This is a genomic window from Rhodoligotrophos defluvii, from assembly GCF_005281615.1.
In the GTDB taxonomy this organism is placed as follows: Bacteria; Pseudomonadota; Alphaproteobacteria; order Rhizobiales; family Im1; genus Rhodoligotrophos; species Rhodoligotrophos defluvii.
Map to the genome: position 1 here is coordinate 883,236 of NZ_SZZM01000002.1, position 19,315 is coordinate 902,550.

General features: G+C 65.1%; 20 protein-coding genes and 1 riboswitch. Of the genes, 11 read left to right on the plus strand and 9 right to left on the minus strand.

Annotation, left to right across the window (positions count from 1 at the left end):
- Positions 1-155 precede the first annotated feature (155 nt).
- The 7 genes from rnhB (at position 156) to gcvPB (ending at position 7,493) form a co-directional block, all read left to right on the plus strand.
- Positions 156-824: a ribonuclease HII gene (gene rnhB / locus E4P09_RS13250; RefSeq protein WP_137390051.1), complete on the plus strand. Its 669-nt coding sequence runs from the start codon at positions 156-158 to the stop codon at positions 822-824.
- A gap of 179 nt (positions 825-1,003) precedes the next feature.
- A complete protein-coding gene (locus E4P09_RS13255; protein WP_137390052.1) occupies positions 1,004-1,369 on the plus strand; it encodes a hypothetical protein in 366 nt (121 codons plus the stop codon).
- 146 nt (positions 1,370-1,515) lie between these two features.
- Entirely contained in the window at positions 1,516-2,622 is a 1,107-nt protein-coding gene (locus tag E4P09_RS13260) for a site-specific DNA-methyltransferase (RefSeq protein ID WP_137390053.1), read from the plus strand.
- Positions 2,623-2,760: 138 nt separating this feature from the next.
- Positions 2,761-2,847, plus strand: a riboswitch (glycine riboswitch).
- Positions 2,848-3,024: 177 nt separating this feature from the next.
- Entirely contained in the window at positions 3,025-4,176 is a 1,152-nt protein-coding gene (gcvT, locus tag E4P09_RS13265) for a glycine cleavage system aminomethyltransferase GcvT (protein ID WP_137390054.1), read from the plus strand.
- A 22-nt stretch (positions 4,177-4,198) separates the two neighbouring features.
- Positions 4,199-4,576, plus strand: a complete 378-nt coding sequence (gene gcvH / locus E4P09_RS13270) for a glycine cleavage system protein GcvH (protein WP_137390055.1) — start codon at positions 4,199-4,201, stop codon at positions 4,574-4,576.
- Entirely contained in the window at positions 4,576-5,922 is a 1,347-nt protein-coding gene (gcvPA, locus tag E4P09_RS13275; RefSeq protein ID WP_137390056.1) for an aminomethyl-transferring glycine dehydrogenase subunit GcvPA, read from the plus strand. The genes gcvH and gcvPA overlap by 1 nt, the downstream gene beginning before the upstream one ends.
- Complete coding sequence (gene gcvPB / locus E4P09_RS13280) at positions 5,919-7,493, plus strand: aminomethyl-transferring glycine dehydrogenase subunit GcvPB (RefSeq protein ID WP_137390057.1); 1,575 nt, start codon at positions 5,919-5,921, stop codon at positions 7,491-7,493. The genes gcvPA and gcvPB overlap by 4 nt, the downstream gene beginning before the upstream one ends.
- Positions 7,494-7,579: 86 nt before the next feature.
- On the opposite strand, the gene E4P09_RS13285 is transcribed toward gcvPB, so the two are convergent.
- From E4P09_RS13285 to E4P09_RS13320, 8 genes are all read right to left on the minus strand, one after another.
- Positions 7,580-8,065, minus strand: coding sequence for a F0F1 ATP synthase subunit B family protein (locus tag E4P09_RS13285; RefSeq protein WP_137390058.1), 486 nt, complete (start codon positions 8,063-8,065; stop codon positions 7,580-7,582).
- Positions 8,066-8,068: 3 nt separating this feature from the next.
- Entirely contained in the window at positions 8,069-8,554 is a 486-nt protein-coding gene (locus tag E4P09_RS13290; RefSeq protein WP_170984407.1) for a F0F1 ATP synthase subunit B family protein, read from the minus strand.
- A gap of 132 nt (positions 8,555-8,686) precedes the next feature.
- Positions 8,687-8,914 (minus strand): F0F1 ATP synthase subunit C, encoded by a 228-nt coding sequence (locus E4P09_RS13295; RefSeq protein ID WP_137390060.1) that lies wholly within the window; start codon positions 8,912-8,914, stop codon positions 8,687-8,689.
- Between the two features lie 23 nt (positions 8,915-8,937).
- Positions 8,938-9,648 (minus strand): F0F1 ATP synthase subunit A, encoded by a 711-nt coding sequence (locus tag E4P09_RS13300; RefSeq protein ID WP_205042117.1) that lies wholly within the window; start codon positions 9,646-9,648, stop codon positions 8,938-8,940.
- A gap of 103 nt (positions 9,649-9,751) precedes the next feature.
- Positions 9,752-9,991, minus strand: coding sequence for an AtpZ/AtpI family protein (locus E4P09_RS26200; protein WP_205042101.1), 240 nt, complete (start codon positions 9,989-9,991; stop codon positions 9,752-9,754).
- 451 nt (positions 9,992-10,442) lie between these two features.
- On the minus strand, positions 10,443-13,901 hold the full coding sequence (gene smc, locus E4P09_RS13310) for a chromosome segregation protein SMC (protein WP_137390062.1): 3,459 nt from the start codon (positions 13,899-13,901) through the stop codon (positions 10,443-10,445).
- A gap of 34 nt (positions 13,902-13,935) precedes the next feature.
- Positions 13,936-14,580 carry a DsbA family protein gene (locus E4P09_RS13315; RefSeq protein ID WP_137390063.1) on the minus strand — a complete coding sequence of 215 codons (645 nt, stop codon included), beginning with the start codon at positions 14,578-14,580 and terminating at the stop codon, positions 13,936-13,938.
- 106 nt (positions 14,581-14,686) lie between these two features.
- A complete protein-coding gene (locus E4P09_RS13320) occupies positions 14,687-15,199 on the minus strand; it encodes a DUF721 domain-containing protein (RefSeq protein ID WP_137390064.1) in 513 nt (170 codons plus the stop codon).
- 131 nt (positions 15,200-15,330) lie between these two features.
- On the opposite strand from E4P09_RS13320, the gene mutY reads away from it, so the two are divergent.
- From mutY to rnhA, 3 genes are all read left to right on the plus strand, one after another.
- Positions 15,331-16,395 (plus strand): A/G-specific adenine glycosylase, encoded by a 1,065-nt coding sequence (gene mutY / locus E4P09_RS13325; RefSeq protein ID WP_137390316.1) that lies wholly within the window; start codon positions 15,331-15,333, stop codon positions 16,393-16,395.
- Positions 16,396-16,500: 105 nt separating this feature from the next.
- Complete coding sequence (gene ispH / locus E4P09_RS13330) at positions 16,501-17,469, plus strand: 4-hydroxy-3-methylbut-2-enyl diphosphate reductase (protein ID WP_137390065.1); 969 nt, start codon at positions 16,501-16,503, stop codon at positions 17,467-17,469.
- 39 nt (positions 17,470-17,508) lie between these two features.
- A complete protein-coding gene (rnhA, locus tag E4P09_RS13335) occupies positions 17,509-17,967 on the plus strand; it encodes a ribonuclease HI (protein ID WP_239025164.1) in 459 nt (152 codons plus the stop codon).
- 11 nt (positions 17,968-17,978) lie between these two features.
- Here the strand turns inward: rnhA and E4P09_RS13340 are convergent, their stop codons facing one another.
- Positions 17,979-18,617, minus strand: coding sequence for a LysE family translocator (locus E4P09_RS13340; protein ID WP_137390067.1), 639 nt, complete (start codon positions 18,615-18,617; stop codon positions 17,979-17,981).
- A 154-nt stretch (positions 18,618-18,771) separates the two neighbouring features.
- On the opposite strand from E4P09_RS13340, the gene E4P09_RS13345 reads away from it, so the two are divergent.
- Complete coding sequence (locus tag E4P09_RS13345; RefSeq protein ID WP_137390068.1) at positions 18,772-19,314, plus strand: GNAT family N-acetyltransferase; 543 nt, start codon at positions 18,772-18,774, stop codon at positions 19,312-19,314.
- Position 19,315: the final 1 nt, after the last annotated feature.

The following is a 19,315-nucleotide window of genomic DNA, read 5'->3' on the forward strand; positions in this document are numbered from 1 at the left end:
TATGGTGATCTGGCTCGGAGCGGCAGCGAAGTGCAGCGTGAACACCGCCGGCTGAGGCTGGCCGCCTTCATTCTGCTGGGGATAGCTGCTGGCTGGCATTCAACCCGACGCCTTGTGCTCTTGCGCCGCGCCCTCCCCTTTGCGAAACATGCGGAATGCTGGAGCATGAGTCGCCCGTCGTTACGATCAGCTTCGAGCGCGAGCGTGCGGCGCTGGCGCGGGGGCTCGCTCCGGTCGCCGGCATAGATGAAGCTGGACGTGGCCCTTGGGCCGGACCGGTGGTGGCCGCCGCCGTCATTCTCGATCCGGCCGATATCCCTGAGGGCATCGATGATTCCAAAAAGCTGACGCCGCAGCGGCGCGAAGCGCTCTATGATGAGATCACCGCGCGGGCTTGCTGGGCCGTCGGCATCGCGGATGTCGAGCGGATCGAGCGCGACAACCTTCATTTCGCGACCCTGTGGGCCATGGCCGAGGCCTGCGCCAAGCTGGCGACGCCGCCGGCCCATGTCCTTGTGGATGGCAAGTTCTGCCCCAAGCTGCCCTGCGAGGCATCTGCGATCGTCGATGGCGATGCTTTGTGCCTCTCCATCGCGGCGGCATCCATCATCGCCAAGGTGACCCGGGACCGAATTATGGATGCGCTCGGCCTGGAGTGGCCCGGCTACGGATTTGAACGCCACAAGGGCTATGGCACGCCTGAGCACCGCGCCGCTCTCGCCCGCCTTGGCCCGACGCCGCAACACCGCCGCCGCTTCGTTTCCGTCCGTGCCGTTCTCGAACCTGAATTGGTGTCGATCCAGACGACGCTGGATCTGGGCTGAACCCTTCGACGCCGATCGACGGAGCTAAACGCGCTCGCGCAAGCCGCCATTTCCAATCTTCAACCACATTTTACTATCTTAAGTTGCATATCGTTCCTTATGCTATCACATGTAGTAAAATCGATTGAGCTAACTCAGGGGCATCCAAGGCGGCATGCTCGTAGCGGTAGGAGTAAGTGATGGGTTGGTGGCCTTTTGGTAGCAGTGATAAAGATACTGGGAGCAATACGTCTGTTGATGGCCAGCAAAATGACGCTATCAACACGATAAATGATGTCCTTGCACACGATAAGCAGGTGATCGACGAGTACGGCAATCAAATCCAGCAGGTCCATGACGAGCTCCATCAAAAGACAGATGATATCAGCACGGTGCTTCTTGATGATCGTCAGCGGCTCGCAAATCTCGAAACCGTGGTCAACTACATCATAAAACATGGGCTTCTGGACGGTCACCACTCTCGTCTTCCGACCACCGCCGACGCGCCTCCGGGCGAAACCTCACACGACCATCTGCTGAGCCACAGCGACAGCTACCACGTCTGACCAGACAGCGAGCGGCTGCGGCGGATTAGGAAATTGGTAAGCATACCAGTTGGTTGCAAGGAAGAAGGTGCAGCTCGGGTTAAATCAAATTTTACAGGCATAGGGCCAGTCTCTGCGAACCCAGTTTGTGAGTATAGGGTTCTGAGATGGGCATTATCGCCGAGGCACGTCGCCGTTCGTTCATAAACCAAGTTCTCGTCGGCGACTGCCTGGATCATTTGGCGCAGCTTCCGGACAAGTCGGTCGACCTCATTTTTGCCGATCCGCCTTACAATTTGCAGCTCAGGGGCGAACTCCTGCGCCCCGATAATTCCCGCGTGAACGGGGTCGACGCGGAATGGGACCGCTTCGGCGGCTTCGAGCAGTACGATGCCTTCACCAAGGCTTGGCTGGGGCAGTGCCGCCGGATCATGAAGGACACGGCGACCCTGTGGGTGATCGGCAGCTATCACAACGTCTTCCGCATCGGCACCGCGCTGCAGGACATGGGGTTCTGGGTGCTCAATGACATCGTCTGGCGCAAGGCCAACCCGATGCCCAACTTCCGCGGCAAGCGCTTCACCAACGCGCACGAGACGCTGATCTGGGCCGCAAAGAGCGCGGACCAGAAGCGTTACACCTTTAACTACGAAGCCATGAAGGCGCTGAATGACGACCTGCAGATGCGCTCGGACTGGCTGCTGCCGATCTGCAATGGCAGCGAACGCCTGAAGGATGAGGATGGCGCGAAGCTGCACCCGACCCAGAAGCCAGAAGCGTTGCTGCACCGAGTGATTCTCGCCTCGAGCAATCCGGGCGACGTAATCCTCGATCCGTTCTTCGGAACCGGCACCACCGGGGTGGTGGCCAAGCGCTTGGGGCGCAGCTTCATCGGAATAGAGCAGGATGCGCGCTATGCCGAGGCTGCGCACAAGCGCATCGCCGAGGTCAAGACAGCGGAGCCCGAGGTGGTGCGGGTTTCCACGGGCCGCCGGGCGGAGCCGCGCATTCCGTTCGGAGCGCTGGTCGAGCGCGGCCTGATCGCGCCGGGCACCACCCTATTCGATCCGGCCCGCCGCCATGCCGCCAAGGTCAGGGCCGACGGCACTCTGGTCTCCAAGGACGCAACCGGCTCGATCCATAAGATCGGCGCTCACGTGCAGGGGGTCGAGGCATGCAATGGCTGGACCTTCTGGCACCTGGACCGTGGCGCGACCATGGTGCCCATCGACATCATGCGGCAGCAGCTGCGGGCCGAGCTGGCCTCGGTCTGAGAACACGATTCCAGGATCGCACCTCAGGGCCCTTGACAGGACTCCTGTCGCTGCTACCCTGCCCGCCAACTTCAATACGACATGTCGTGCTTCTGGTGCGACATGCATGCAAGGTGCAGCTGCACCTTGTGTGAAATGCCTGCCTCAGCGGGAGAGACCGGCTTCGCCGGCGCCGAAGGAGCAACCGCCCCGGAAACTCTCAGGCAAAAGGACCGTTGAGGCATCAGCAACTCTGGAAAGCAGCGGCAGCTTCAACGGCCGCTCACCGATGGGGTAAGCTCAGACGCTCGCCGTTACGACGGTGGTAAGCGGTTTGGGCGAAATCTCTCAGGTATCGAGACAGAGGGGGCAGGGCCGGGCAATGTCCGGCGCCGTACCTCTGTAGATACAGCGAGAGATTGCATGGCCCAGATCGAACCCTCAGCTCAGCTCCTGCAAACACCCTTATTCGCGCTGCATCAGCGGCTGGGCGGTCGCATGGTGCCGTTTGCCGGCTATGCCCTGCCGGTGCAGTATCCGACCGGCATCATTGCGGAACATCTCTGGACGCGCGCTCATGCCGGGCTGTTCGATGTGTCCCATATGGGGCAGGCATGGCTCACCGCACCCTTCGAGGTGGCGGAGGCCTTCGAGCGGCTGGTTCCGGGCGATATCGCGAGCCTGGATGAAGGCCATATCCGCTATACGCAGCTCACCACCGATGACGGCGGCATCATCGACGACCTCATGGTGACGCGGGCAGCGGCGCACAACGGACTTGAGCGGCTGTTCCTGGTGGTGAATGCCTCGCGCAAGGCGGTGGATTTCGTCCACATCGCGACGGCGCTGGACGGCATTGTCCGTCTCACCCCGATCGAAGACCGCGCGCTGCTCGCGCTGCAGGGGCCGGAGGCTGCAGCCGTGCTGGCGCCCTATATCAACGACATCGACATGCTGAGCTTCATGACGGCGCTGGATGCGCGCTTCACCGGCCATGACGGCATCGAGGGCGATGTCCTGGTCAGCCGCTCCGGCTATACCGGCGAGGACGGATTCGAGCTCTCGGTGCCGGCCGCGATCGCGACGGCCTTCGCCGAAAGCCTTTTACGGGACGCGCGGGTGAAGCCGGCAGGTCTCGGCGCACGCGACAGCCTGCGGCTCGAGGCCGGGCTGTGCCTCTATGGCCAAGATATCGACGAGACCACCAGCCCGGTGGAAGCGGGCCTCGTCTGGTCGATCGGCAAGCGAAGGCGCGAGCGCGGCGGGTTTCCCGGCTTTGCGCGGATTGCCCGCGAGCTGGCGAACAAACCCTCGCGCCGGCTGGTGGGGCTGAAGCTGGACGGCAGGGCCCCTGCCCGCCACGGCGCGGCGGTCGAGACCCCCGATGGCACCCGCATCGGCGAGGTGACCTCCGGCGGCTTCAGTCCGAGCCTGGGGCTGCCCATCGCGCTGGCCTATGTGGCGTTTGCCTATGCCCAGCCGGGCACGGCGCTGACCATCATCGTGCGCGACAAGCCGCTTGCGGCGGAAGTCGTGCGCCTGCCCTTCGTTCCCCATCGCTATGTGAGGCGCTGAGCGCAACGTCCGAGGATCGATAATGAGCATCGTGAAATATACCAAAGAACATGAATGGGTTCGGGTCGAGGGCGACATCGCCACGGTCGGCATCACCCAATATGCGCAGGAGCAGCTCGGCGACGTGGTGTTCGTCGAGCTGCCGGTGGTGGGCAAGGGGCTCAACCAGAACGGCGAAGCCGCCGTGGTCGAATCGGTGAAGGCCGCAAGCGACGTCTATGCACCCCTGTCGGGGGAAGTGGTGGAGGTGAACTCGGCGCTGGAGAGCGAGCCCGCCCTGATCAACCAGGACCCTGAGGGCAAAGGCTGGTTCTTCAAGCTCAAGCTGTCGGCCGCTGCCGAGCTCGATGACCTGATGGATAGCGAGGGATACAAGGCCTTCGTCGAGGAGCAGCACTGATGCGGTACCTGCCGCTGAATGTCGAGGACCGCCAGGCCATGCTGGCCGCGATCGGCGTCTCCTCGATCGATGATCTCTACACCGATGTCCCGGCCCGGGGCCGCATCGACGGCCTGCTCGACCTGCCGCGGCGTGCAAGCGAGATGGAGGTCGAGCGCATCCTGGGGCGGATGGCCGCGAAAAACGTGGCGGCAAGCCAGGTGCCGTTCTTCGTCGGTGCCGGCGCGTATAAGCACCACATCCCGGCCAGCGTCGACCACCTGATCCAGCGTTCGGAATTCCTGACCTCCTACACGCCGTACCAGCCGGAGATCTCGCAGGGCACCCTGCAATATCTGTTCGAATTCCAAACCCAGGTGGCGCTGCTCACGGGTATGGAGGTGGCGAACGCCTCCATGTATGACGGCTCGACCGGGTGCGGCGAGGCTGTGCTCATGGCCGAGCGTGTGACCCGGCGTGACAAGGCCGTGCTGTCGGGCGGCCTGCATCCGCAGTATCGCGCGGTGGTGGAGAACCTCAGCCATTTCGGTGGCTCGGCCGTCGTCAACCTGCCCTGTGGTGTCGATGATGTGCATGAACTCTCCTCGCGCATTGACGACAACACCGCCTGCGTGGTGGTGCAGACCCCCAATGTGTTCGGCGAGATCATCGACCTTGCCCCGATTGCCGAAGCAGCCCATGCCAAAGGCGCTCTGCTGGTTGCGGTGGTCACCGAGGTCGTATCGCTCGGCGCGCTGAAGCCGCCGGGCGAGATGGGCGCTGATATCGTGGTGGCCGAGGGCCAATCGCTCGGTGTGGGCCTGAATTTCGGCGGACCCTATCTCGGTCTGTTCGCCACCCGGGAGAAGTTCCTGCGGCAGATGCCGGGCCGTCTATGTGGCGAGACGGTCGATGCGGCGGGCCGGCGCGGGTTCGTGCTCACCTTGTCGACCCGCGAGCAGCATATCCGCCGCGAGAAGGCCACCAGCAATATCTGCACCAATTCGGGCCTATGCTGCCTTGCCTTCACCATCCACCTCGCCCTGCTCGGCGACGTGGGCCTTCGCAGGCTGGCCGCTCTCAACCACCACAATGCCTGTCTGCTCGCGGACGCGCTTGCCGAGGTCAAAGGCGTCGAGGTGCTCACCTCGCGCTTCTTCAACGAATTCACCATTCGTACGCCCAGGCCAGGCGCCGAAGTGGTGGCTGGCCTCGCCGAGCGCGGGGTCCTGGGGGGCGTGCCGGCGTCGCGCCTGGTGCCCCAGGAGGCAGCGCTCGCCGACAGGATCATCGTGGCGGCGACGGAGGTGAACACGGATGAGGACCGCGCGGCATACAAGGCCGCACTGCGGGAGGTGCTCGCATGATGAATCGGGAAGGCCGCCCCACCACGCCGGCAAGCGGCGGGGCCGCGGCCGCGGACCAGATCACGACCTTTACCGGCAACCGCGGGCTGGAGATCAACGAACCGTTGCTGTTCGAGATCGGCGGGCCCGAGAAATGCGGGGTCGATATCGATCTGCCGGATCAGCCGCTGAACCGCCTGGGTGGATTAGCGCGGAAGAACGCAATCGGGCTAGCCGGGCTCTCCGAGCCCGAGGCGATGCGGCACTATGTGCGTCTCTCGCGCCGCAATTATGCGATCGACCTCGGCATCTATCCGCTCGGCTCGTGCACTATGAAGCACAATCCGCGCCTGAACGAGCGGATGGCAAGGCTGCCGGGCTTTGGCGACATCCATCCGCTGCAGCCGGAGAGCACGGTTCAGGGCGCGCTCGAGCTGATCGATACGCTCGCCCATTGGCTCAAGACCATGACCGGCATGCCGGCCGTGGCCCTGAGCCCCAAGGCCGGCGCCCATGGCGAGCTGTGCGGCATGATGGCCATACGGGCGGCGCTGGATGCGCGCGGCGAGAAGCGCTCCGTGGTGCTGGTGCCTGAATCGGCACACGGGACCAATCCGGCCACGGCGACCTATCTCGGCTATTCCGTCCAGTCGGTGCCGGCGCGTGCCGACGGCACGGTAGATCCCGAGGAGGTCAAACGTCGCCTCAGCCCTGAAGTGGCGGCGATCATGCTCACCAACCCCAATACTTGTGGGCTGTTCGAGCGGGATGTGATCGCCATTGCCGATGCGGTGCACGAGGCCGGCGCCTTCTTCTACTGCGATGGTGCGAACTTCAATGCAATTGTCGGGAAAGCACGGCCAGGGGATCTCGGGGTTGATGCCATGCACATCAATCTCCACAAGACCTTCTCCACACCCCATGGCGGCGGCGGCCCAGGTGCCGGACCGGTGGTGCTTTCGGCGGCGCTGGCGCCCTTTGCTCCCCTGCCTTTCGTCGTACACGGCGAGAACGGCTTCCGACTGGTCGAGACAGAGAGCGATCCCTCCGCCGGTCAGGCCTTTGGGCGGATGACCGCCTTTCACGGCCAGATGGGCATGTTCGTGCGTGCGCTGAGCTACATGATGAGCCATGGCAGCGACGGCCTGCGCCGCGCCTCGGAAGATGCAGTGCTGAACGCCAATTACGTGAAGGCCGGGCTCGAAGACCTGATGAGCCTGCCTTTCGGCAAGCGTCCCACTATGCACGAGGTGCTGTTCGACGACAGTTTCCTAAAGGGCACCGGCGTTACGACCCTCGACTTCGCCAAGGCCATGATCGACGAAGGCTTCCACCCGATGACCGTGTATTTCCCGCTGGTGGTGCATGGGGCGATGCTGATCGAGCCGACGGAATCGGAGTCGCGCGCGAGCCTTGATCAGTTCATCGCCACCCTGCGCAAGCTGGTGGAAGCGGCGAAGTCAGGCGACACGGCGCGCTTCACCGGCGCGCCCTACCTGACACCGGTCGGGCGGCTGGACGAGACACGGGCGGCGCGCCAGCCCGTCTTGCGCTGGCGCAAGCCTCTGCCGCAGCTCGACGCGGCGGAGTAGGCGCCGCGAGGCAACAGCTCGAAAAGAAAGGGCGCCCACTGAGGCGCCCTTTTCATACAAATCCTGCCGCGCTGCTGCCGCGCTGCTCAGTGCAGCTTGCCGGGTAGCGAGGCTATGCTGTCGTCCACGAGCTGGGCGGCCTTGGGACCCTTCACCGTGTCCGCGATGACCTGAGTGGCGGCGGATATAGCGAGATCCGCTGCAACCGCACGGACGTCCTTCAGCGCCTGATCCTCCGCCTGCTTGATCTTCGTCTCCGCAAGCGCCCGCCGGCGCTCCAGCAGCTCGTCGAGCTTCCGGCGCATCTCCTCGGCCAGAACCTTCGCATCCTCACGAGCCAGCGCCACGATGTCGGCTGCCTCCTTCTCGGCCTCGCGCTGCTTGCGCTGGGCCTCAGCCAGCATGGCCTGCGCCTCTTCCCGCAGGCGCTGCGCCTGCGCCAATTCCTCGCGGATATTGGCCGCACGCTTGTCCAGTGTTTCGATCACGCGCCGATGCACGCCGACATAGGCCAGCAGCGCCAGAAACAGAATGAAGGAAATGAGGACCCAGAATTCCGGGGTGGTCAGCATGGATCAGGTCCTCCGTCCGCTCTCGACGGCGGCTGCGAGCACAGAACGGTCCACGGTCTGGGCGGTCAACCGCTCGACGATGGCGCCGGCCGTATCAATGGCGACGTCCTTGATCTCGGCCAGGGCCTTGTCGCGGGTTTGGGCAATGCGGGCTTCCGCCGCGCTCAGCTTCTCTTCGAGTTCCGCCTCAACCGCACGGCGAATCGTCTCCAGCTCGCTGCTGGTGGCGTCGCGGGTTTCCTGGTGAATGGTGTGGGCCCTGGCCCGTGCCTCCGCCAGCGAGGTCTGATAGACCTCGCTGCTGCGTTCCGCATCACGCCGCAGGCGATCGGCCTCATCGAGGTCACCGGCAATCCGGTTCGTACGCTGCTCGATCACACCGCCCACCTTCGGCAGCGCAAACCAGGACATGATGAAATAGAGCGCAACGAAGGTGATCACCAACCAGATGATCTGAGGCGGAACTGTCTCGAATTCGAACTGTGGCATCGTCACGCCCTGGCTTGGGACGGCCGGGGTAAAGAAATGGCCGCCAGACCTGCATTCCATGCGGCCGGGGCGAGGAGGCCAGCTCGCCCCCCGTCCGGCCGGTCATCAGCCCGCGCCCGGCGGGCCAGCGCATCAGAACACGAACAGGATGATCAGCGCGACCACGAGGCCGAACAGGCCGGTGGCTTCCGCCAGGGCAAAGCCCAGAAGCAGGTTGGCGAACTGCCCGGGCGCCGCGGCCGGATTGCGCAGGGCACCCTGCAGATAGTTGCCGAAGATCATGCCGATGCCGAGGCCCGCCCCGACCAGGGCGATCGAGGCCAGGCCGGCGCCGATGAACTTTGCTGCTTCCGCGTCCATTTGAGAAACTCCTCAGACTCTGGTTAGTGATGCATATTGATGGCGTCGTTCAGGTAGATGCAGGTGAGCACCGCAAACACATAGGCCTGCAGGAAAGCCACCAGGATTTCGAGACCGGTGATGCCGACCATCACCAAGAGCGGCACCCACCCAGCGAGCACGCCCATGCCGACGACGAAGGCGCCGAACACCTTCAGCATGGTGTGGCCCGCCAGCATGTTGGCGAAAAGTCGGACCGAGAGGCTGATCGGCCGGGTGAAGTAGGAGATCACCTCGATGACCACCAGCAGCGGCAGCAGCACGACGGGCACGCCGGACGGAACGAAGAGCTTGAGATAGCCGACGCCATGCTTGGCAAAGCCGACCAGGGTGGCAACGATGAAGACGGTAATCGCCAAGGCGAAGGTGACGCTCAGGTGGCTGGTGACCGTGAACGAATAGGGGATCATCCCCAGCATGTTCGCGACCAAAATGAAGATGAACAGCGTGAAGATGAAAGGGAAGAACGGCCGACCGCCCTCGCCCACCGTGCTGCGCATCATGTTGGCCACGAACTCGTAGGCGATCTCCGCGACCGACTGCAGGCGACCCGGGACAAGGCGGGCGGCCGGCGCAAGCATCAACAGGCTCGCCACCACGACCGTGATCACCATCCACAGGCTGGAATTGGTGAAATCGGCATTGATGTCGCCCAGCGAGATCTTGGCGAGCGAGGAGATCTCGAACTGGTGCATAGGATCGATGTGCAGGCCCCCGGCCTCGGTCGGATTCGTTGCGGCGTGTTCCGTCAGCCCACCACCAGCTTCCTGCGCAGCCACCAGCCAGCTCCTGTCCTGCTCAATCAGGGGCCGGCCTATTACCTCCGCCCCGATCCTGATCCTCAAAATCCTTGCGCAGCAACTCTGCCTGCTGTCGTTCCGCCTCGACCCGCGCCGCGCGCATCACATTCATGATGCCGGCAGCCGCGCCGAGCGGCAGAAACAGCAGCAACATCCAGGGGGTGGTTCCCAGCCACTTGTCCAGGTACCAGCCGCAAGCGAACCCTACCGCGACGGCCACCGCCATTTCGGTGGCCACGCGAAGCCCGAAGTCGTAAGCGCTTCTTCGGCGGCCTGGCGTCTGTTCCCGAGCCCGAATGGATGCCCGCGCACGTTCGAGACGTTCCGTGAAGTCGCTGGACCCACCGGACCCACGATCCTTAGGTTCATCGGCCACCACAGACCTCTCGATGACTCCGCGAGGGATTGTCCGCCCCCCGGAAAGTCGCGCGCAAGATAGAGACGGCACCCCACCCTGTCAAGCACAGCCGGATAGGCGGCAAGTGGCTGAAATGCTTGGATATAAGCACCGGTCCGAAGATTGGTCTCTCGACATTGCCCGGAGCCGGACATCGTTCCGCCATGCCACCCCGCAAATCAGGCATCGTCAATGGGAACAAAACCGGAGAACGGGCGGGCTCGGCCCGGGCGGCCGATCCTTCCTCGCATTTCGATTCGCTTTGTTGGTCTAACGCGCTGGCCCGATGGCATTATCCGACCTCGCGCATGGCCTCTGCCGCGTCAAGGTCAACCGAGACAAGCTGACTGACGCCACGCTCCACCATGGTAACCCCGAACAGCCGGTGCATCCTTGCCATGGTCACGGGGTGGTGGGTTATCACCAGGAAACGGGTGTCGGCTCTGGTCAGCATGGCATCGAGCAGGTTGCAAAAGCGCTCGACATTGGCGTCGTCCAGCGGGGCATCCACCTCGTCCATCACGCAAATGGGTGAGGGGTTGGTCAAAAAGACGGCGAAGATCAGCGCGATGGCGGTAAGCGCCTGCTCGCCCCCTGACAGCAGCGACAGCACCTGTGGCCGCTTGCCTGGCGGATTGGCCATGATCTCGAGGCCCGCCTCGAGCGGATCGTCGGATTCGACCAGCCGTAGCTCGGCCTGGCCGCCGCCGAACAATGTGGCGAACAGATCCTGGAATTTGGCGTTCACCACGTCGAAGGCATCCAACAGCCGCTGGCGCCCTTCCCGATTGAGGCTCTGGATGCCCTGGCGAAGCTTGTTGATGGCCTCGATGACGTCGTCCCGCTCTGCCACCAGCGTCTTCAGCTGAGCTTCGACCGCTTGCGCCTCCTCCTCGGCCCGCAGGTTGACCCCGCCGAGGCGTTCGCGATCGCCTTTCAGCTGCGCCAATCTGTCGCCGATCTGCCTGGGGTCGGGCAGTTCGTCAGCGGTCTCGACGCCGGCGGCGCGCAGCGCGCCTTCAGGCGCCGTGCCGAGCGCATCCGCAATGCGCTCGGCGCATTCTTCGACACGCGCGCGGCCCGCATCCAGCTTCGCCTGGCTGCGGGCATGTTCTTCCCGGGCCGCGGCAAGGATTTCAGCCGCAGCGCGGAAGGTCCTTTCCGCCTCTCGCAGGCCGTTCTCGCCCGCGTCCAAAGCCGATCGCGCCGTCCTCTCCTGCGCTTCCGCGTCACTCAGGACGGTCATGAGCTTGCGGCGGCGCTCTTCGATGCGGGCAGGCACCGTGGCGAGTTCGGCCAGCGACTGGCGCGCCTTGGTGGCACGGCCCTCCAGGATCTCGATCTGCGCGGCGGCCTTGGCCGTGCGCGCCTGCCATGCCTCGCGCTCGCGGGTCAGGCTCTGCAGGCGCTCGACCCGCAAGCGTGCTTCCCGTTCCAGTCCGTCGTGCCTGGTGCGCGCCTCCGCATGTTCGGCGCGCGCATCGGCGAGCGCCGCGCGGAGCTGATCAAGCTCGGCTTTCAGGGTATCGGGGCGTTCCAGCTGCTCCAGTTCGCCCGCTGCACGGGCTTGGCTTGCGGCCACTTCGTCGCGCTCGCCGGCCAGTTTGGCGACCAGTTGCTGCAAAGCGTCGAGCTTGGCACTGCGCTCGGCCATGCGCCGTTCGAGGGCCGCGACCTCGTCACGCTTGCCATCGGCCAGGCGCTGCGCCGTGCGTAGCTCTTCCCGTGCCGATTGCTCGCGCGTCTGCAGGGCTTCGAGTTCCGCCCGGGCGCGGTCGAGGGCTGTGCGGCTGGCGTTTGCCTCACGCTCCGCCTGCTCGGCCTCGGTGGTCAGGCTGGCGAGCCGATTGCGTTCAGCCAGCCGGACGGCAGCTGGCGAGGGTGCGCTGGCGAGGCTGGTATAGCCGTCCCACCGCCAGAGGTCGCCCTGCCGGGAGACGAGGCTTTGCCCCGGTCTCAGCAACGGTTGCAGGCGCGACCCATCGCTCGCCGCAACCACGCCGATGGCAGCAAGGCTGCGCGCCATGGCGGCCGGGGCTTCCACATGGTTCGCCAGCGGCTGTGCGCCCGCCGGCAATCCCGGGCAGTCCTCAAACGGCGGAAGCGACGCCCAATGGACCGGCGCAGCCGTATCCGCCGCGGCATCGAGATCCTCGCCGAAGGCCGCGGCAACTGCCTGCTCGAAACCCGTCTCCACCTTGACCGCATCGAGCATGGGCGGCCACAGCTCGTCGTCGCTCACCTTGAGCAGCTTGGTGAGCGTCCTCACCTCCGTAGACAGGGTATCGGCTCTGCGGCGCGCCTGCTCGTAGCTCGACCGTTGGGCGGCCTCCTGGCCGCGGGTGCCGCGGATCGCCTCCTCCAGCCCTCGCAAGGCTTGCTCGGCAGCCTCTATTTTCAGAAGCAGCGCCGCGTGCTCCTCCTTCAATGCTTCGAACCGTGCGGCCTCGTCGTCGTCGCGCTGGAGCTGGGCCAGACTGGCCGAGGCCTCGCCATGCTCGCGTACCAGACGCGCCGCGCGCGCGTTGAGGTCGGCCAAATTCCGCTCGAGCGCCCCCCGCCGGGCTATGATTTCCGAATGCCGGGCGGCTCCCTGGTCCGCCGCCTCCTGGGCCTTCGCCATGCGTTCGGCGGCGGATTTGAGCGCAGCTTGCGCGTCGGCGCGGGCCCTATCGTCACTGCCCTCATCGCTACGCAAGGCGGCTTCTTCCGACGTGAGCCGGCCGAGCACGGCGTCGCTGTCGGCAACCAGGTCCTGCTCGCGGCCGAGGTCCTGCTCGATTTGCTGAAGCTGACCCTTCAGCTCCTTGTGGCGGGTTTCGGCCAGGGTCTCTTCCGCCTTGAGCTCGCCCTGCTCATGCCGCAGCCGCTGCACCACCGCGGCACGCACGGTCACCGCCTCCCGGAGCTGAGGCAGGGCGACCTCCGCCTCATTGCGTTCCCGTTCGGCCGCCGCATGGGCGCGGGTTGCCTCGCCCAGGGCGGTGAGCGCTTGCCGCAGCCGGCTCTCCTCCTCACGGGCGGCGTTGCTCGCGTCGGCCCAGGCGCGGTAGAGCATGGCCGCCTCGAGCCTGCGGATCTCGGCGGAGAGAAGCCTGTAGCGCTGTGCCTGCCGTGCCTGCCGCTTCAACGCGGCGAACTGCGTCTCGAGCTGGCCGATGACATCATCCAGCCGGGTGAGATTGGCCTCGGCCCCATTCAACCGAAGCTCGGCCTCATGGCGGCGCGTATAAAGGCCGGTGATGCCCGCCGCCTCCTCGAGGATGCGCCGGCGCTGCTCCGGCCGGGCGTTGATCAGCTCGCTGACCTGACCCTGGCGGACCAGGGCGGGCGAGCGGGCGCCGGTCGATGCATCAGCAAACAGCAGCTGCACGTCGCGCGCGCGGACCTCGCGCCCATTCACCAGGTAAGTGGAGCCCGCCTGCCGCTCGATCCGGCGGCTCACCTCGATGGTATCGGTGTCATTGAAGACGATCGGTGCCCGGCGTTCACCGTTATCGAGGGTGAGGGTCACCTCGGCCATATTGCGCGGCGGCCGCTTCGTGGTGCCGGAGAAGATCACGTCGTCCATGCCGGAGGCACGCATGTTCTTGTGCGAGTTCTCGCCCATGACCCAGCGTAGCGCTTCCAGCAGATTCGACTTGCCGCAGCCATTGGGCCCGACCACGCCGGTGAGCCCAGGCTCGATCATCAGTTCCGTCGGCTCGACGAAGGACTTGAAACCGACCAGTCTGAGCCGGGAGAACTTCATGGCCTAGAGGCTGTTATGGCCGTGCCTGGGCGCATCAGCTAGGCAGGGCCTCCTTGATCAGCGCTTCCATCTCCGCGAAGCTCTGATTGCCCTTCACCATCTTCCCGTTGATGAAGAAGGTCGGCGTCGAATTCACGCCGAATTCCTTGGTGGCGCGCTGGCTCGCGTCGATGATGCCCTTGGCGATCTCTTCGTTCTTGAGGCAGGCATCGAACTGTGCCTGGGTCATGCCGCTCAGCCGGGCGATCTTGAACAGCTCCTCCCGGGCATTCTGGGTGGCCCATTGCTGCTGCTGCTCGAACAGAACCTCGACCATGGGAATGAACTTGTCCTTCGGCGCACAGCGGGCCACCATGGCGGCCGCGAGCGCGAGGTCGTCGAAAGGCATCTCGCGGAAGATGAACTTCACCTTGCCCCTATCGATATACTTCTCCTTGAGCTGCGGGAATGTCTGCGTCGCAAACGCGGCACAGTGGGGGCAGGTCAGCGAGGCGTATTCGACAATGGTGACGGGCGCGTCCTCCGCCCCCAGCACCACGTCGCCGAGCGGCCCTGGCTGCGCGAGGGCTTCGGTCGAGACGTCTGCACGCGCAGACGCGACATTCAGGGCGCTCCCGGTCAACAAGGCCAGTCCGGCCATGGTGCCTGCAACGACCACGGACCGACGATCTGTTTTCATAGCTTCACCCCAGTTCATTGCAGCTTGCCACGATTCGGCCAGGCAAGGCGCCTGCCGCATCGATCTCATGCGCAGGAAACTGGCGCCGCGGCCGCCAAAGCGGAAATCACGGTTTCGTGGCAGCATTCTGGCGCCGGCGCAAGATCCCTCGGCCAAGCCGTTCGAGTGCTTGCCGCAGCCGGGCGTCCCGGATGGGGGCCACGCTTTCCTCGACGAACCGTTGCTGGTCGCGCGGGATGGGCGGCGGCTCGGGTGTGCCCTCGCCGAGAGGCAGGCTCGGGTCCTGCGTGAGCTTGATCTTGGCGATGGCGCCGTAACCGTAATAGCTGTTGACGCGCTCGATCAGCCGCGGCAACTCGTGCTGCAGGGTGAGCGCATGCCCCGGAGCGACCCGCAGAATAAGGGTACCGCCCTGCTTGCGGTCTCCCGCCTTTCCCTCTGGCCCATCCGCTGGCTTGCGCACCCGCGGCCAGCGGATTCGTTCCGGCAGCGTGTAACCCGCCAGCGCCGGTCCGGCAATTTCAGGCCAGCGCGACAGGATTTCGCCATAGGCGAATCCGTGATGGGCGAATACCTTGGCCGTTAAAGCCTCGACATGTTGCCAAAGCGGCTTTGCCATGCTCAATGCCGGCGAGCGGCGCTATGCGCGAACGGAGCCATGCAGAAGGACTATAGAGCGTGAGGCGTCAAGTGGCCAGCGGCGCAAAGGAGGGTTTTGCCGCACAGGCCGGCTCGGAGGCCGGTGCTGGGGTGCTCCCCGACCGCCCGGCCTCTGCCGACCAGCTGAGCGCGGCACTGCTCGCCTGGTATGACCGCCATCGCCGCGACCTGCCGTGGCGGGCGCCCGCCGGCACGAAGCCGGATCCCTACAAGGTCTGGCTCAGCGAGATCATGCTGCAGCAGACAACAGTTGCGGCGGTGCGGGATTATTTCCGCAAGTTCCTTTTGCGATGGCCCACGGTGACGGACCTGGCGGCCGCGCCGCTCGAGGATGTGCTCAAGGCCTGGGCAGGCCTGGGCTACTACGCCCGGGCGCGCAACCTGCACAAATGCGCCGGCATCGTCGCCCGGCACCATGGCGGCAGATTTCCGGACGAATTCGCGGTTCTGAAATCTTTGCCCGGCATCGGCGAGTACACGGCCGGTGCGATCGCCGCCATCGCCTTCGACCAGCCCCATGTCGCGGTTGATGGCAATGTGGAGCGGGTGATGGCCCGGCTGTTTGCCATCGAGACACCCTTGCCCGATGCCAAACCCGCGCTGAAGGGGCTTGCTTCCGGTCTCGTGCCTGCGCGGCGGCCCGGCGATTTCGCCCAGGCGCTGATGGATCTCGGCGCGACCATTTGCGCGCCACGCAAGGCGAATTGCTTGATCTGCCCCTGGAGCGCGCCCTGCAAGGCGCGAGCGCTCGGCATTGCTGAGACCCTGCCCCGCAAGCGCGAGAAGCTGTCCCGGCCGGTTCGGCACGGAACGGCATTCCTGGTGACGAGGGCGGATGGGGCGGTGCTGCTGCGGCGCAGGGCAGAGCGCGGTCTGCTGGGCGGCATGCTGGAGGTGCCATCGACGCCCTGGGCGGCCAAGCCTTCCGCCGTCCCGACGCAGCACGCTCCGATGAATGGACCCTGGCGCCCGGTGGCCGGCCGCGTGGAGCACACCTTCACCCATTTCCATCTGATCATGGAGGTCTGGCATGGAGAGGCCAAGGAGACCCAGCCTCCGCCCGATGAAAGCTACCGGTGGGTCGCCAGCTCGGCTCTGGCGGGCGAGGCCCTGCCGAGCATCATGCGCAAGATCATCGCCCATGGACTCGGGTAACCATGACCGGCCGCGTCGCATGGGGCCCGAGGTCGCGCAACCTTGACATTTCGCAGGCCACCTCCCCTATATGGCCTGACACTTTAGCCGCGGAGACCCGTGCCGATGTCCGTGTCCGAAAAACCGTCGCTGACCATCCTGATGGGTGCGCCTCGCGGCTTCTGCGCCGGCGTCGTCCGCGCCATCGAAATCGTCGAGCTCGCGCTCGAGCGCTACGGCGCGCCGGTCTATGTGCGTCACGAGATCGTGCACAATCGCTATGTGGTGGAGGATCTCGAGCGCAAGGGCGCGATCTTCATTGAAGAGTTGGACGAGCTGCCGGACGGCGACCGTCCAGTGATCTTCTCGGCTCATGGGGTGCCGAAGTCCGTGCCGGCGGCGGCGCGGCAACGCAATCTCTTCTATCTCGACGCCACTTGTCCGCTGGTGTCGAAGGTGCATATGGAGGCCGAACGGCACCACGAGCGCGGGCTGCAGATCGTCATGATCGGACATGCGGGCCATCCCGAGGTGATCGGCACCATGGGCCAACTGCCGGAAGGTGCCATCATTCTGGTGGAAACGCCGGAGGAGGCGGAAAGCTTCGAGCCGCGTGATTCCAGCAAACTTGCCTATATCACCCAGACGACCCTGTCGGTGGACGACACGAGGGAGATCGTCGAGATCCTGCACCGCCGCTTCCCCAATATCGTGGGGCCGCACAAGGCCGATATCTGCTATGCGACCACCAACCGCCAGGAGGTGGTGAAGGAAATGGCGCCCCGCTGCGATATGCTGCTGGTGGTGGGCGCTCCGAACAGCTCCAATTCCCAGCGCCTCGTCGAGGTTGCCAAGAAGAGCGGCTGCGCGCGTTCCATGCTGGTGCAGCGGGCCCACGAGATCGACTGGTCAAAAGTCGGGGGCGTCCGCACCCTCGGCATCACCGCAGGCGCTTCGGCCCCGGAGGTACTGGTCGAAGAGGTTGTCGCGGCCTTCCGTGAGCGTTTCGAGGTGGCCCTGGAAACCATCGAGACGCGCAAGGAGAACGTCTCCTTCAAGCTGCCGCGCGAGCTGCGCCAGGCCGCGGCGCAGTAGGGCTCCGCTCACCTCTCTATGTCCGCTTCCCGGGTTGAGATGTTCACGGACGGCGCCTGCTCCGGCAATCCCGGGCCGGGTGGCTGGGGTGTGGTCTTGCGCTATGGCAATGTGGAGAAGGAGCTGTCGGGCGGCGAGCCCGAGACCACGAACAACCGCATGGAGCTCACCGCCGCGATCGAGGGGCTTTCCGCGCTGAAGCGGCCTTGCGCCGTCGACCTCTACACCGACTCCAACTACGTCCGCGACGGGATCATGAAGTGGATTCATCGCTGGCGCGCCAATGGCTGGCGAACCGCCGACGGCAAGCCGGTCAAAAACGCGGAGCTGTGGCAGCGCCTGGCGGATGCGTTGGCGCGCCATACGGTGACCTGGCACTGGGTGAAGGGACATGCCGGCCATCCGGAGAATGAGCGTGCGGATGCGCTGGCGCGCGCGGCCCTTGCCCCCTACCGCCGCAAGCCGGCCGAGCCTCCCCCGCCCTCCTCCACGGTTTAGGGGCCGTCCGGTCAGTGTCCTATCACCTGGGGCACCAGCGAGATGATCAGCAATGCCGCGAGGCTCAGGTTGAAGATGCGGAAGGCCCGGGCGGTCTTCAGGAGGCGCGCGGCACCGATGCCAGTCAAGGTCCAGAAGGCGAGGCTGGGTACGGTGACGAGGCAGAAAATGAGGGCCAGCACGAACGCCTGCAGGGTGATCGCGGGACCGTCTGCGCTGGTGAAGGTGGCGATCGCGCTCAGGGAGACAACCCAGGCCTTCGGATTGACCCACTGGAACAGAGCGGCCTGGAGGAAAGACAGCGGGCGGGACGCGGCACGGACGCTGCCATCGCGGAGTTCGGCGGTTCCGATCGCCGGGCGTGCGGTGCCGATCTTGTAGGCCAGCCACAGGAGGTAGGCCGCGCCGATCCATTTGAGCAGATCGTGAATGAGCGGATAGGCCCTGAATAGGTCGCCCGCGCCGAGCGCCACAGCCATGATCATGACGGGAAAGCCGATCGTGACCCCCAGGATATGCGGTATGGTCCGGGAGAAGCCGAAATTGGCGCCCGATGCGGCAACCATGGTGTTGTTCGGGCCGGGTGATCCGCTCATGGAGGCGGCAAAGCCGGCAACCGAAAGCAGCCAGGCAGTTAGGTCAGTATCCATGACCGGATTTGGAGCCACAGGGCAGCGGCTGTAAAGTGGGAACTGCCGCGCTTGGATCGAGGGGCCCATGCATCAGCGGCTTCCTCGTCTGCTCCCTCTTGCGAGTGCTGCAGGACCATCGGCAATTGCCTCATGCCAAATCGGAGTCGTGACAATGGACAGTGACGCACGTGGGATCGTCATCAGTGAATTCTCGGCCGATGATCTTGCACGCCGTCTCTCGGACTTCGCCGCGCTGCTGCATGCCTGTGTGCATGCGGGGGCCAGTGTCAGCTTCGTGCTGCCGTTCAGCCTGGAAGACAGCGAAGCGTTCTGGCGCGGAAAGGTCCTGCCGGCCATGCGCAGGGGCGGCATGGCGTTGCTGGCGGCCCAACATGGGGATGCAATCGCGGGATCCGTGCAGCTCGACCATGATACGTCACCCAATCAGCCGCATCGGGCCGAAGTGCGCAAGCTGCTGGTGCACCCTGCTTTCCGCCGCCAGGGCATCGCCAGGGCCTTGATGGCGGAGCTCGAAGGGGTGGCGTGCCGCCTGGGCCGCAGCCTGCTCACGCTCGATACCCGCACAGGCGACCATGGCGAGCCGCTTTATGCCGGCCTGGGTTACAGAACCGTCGGGGTCATCCCTAATTTCAGCAGGCATGCGATCGACGGCCGTCTGGAGGCCACCACCATCATGTACAAGCTGCTGGCGTAAC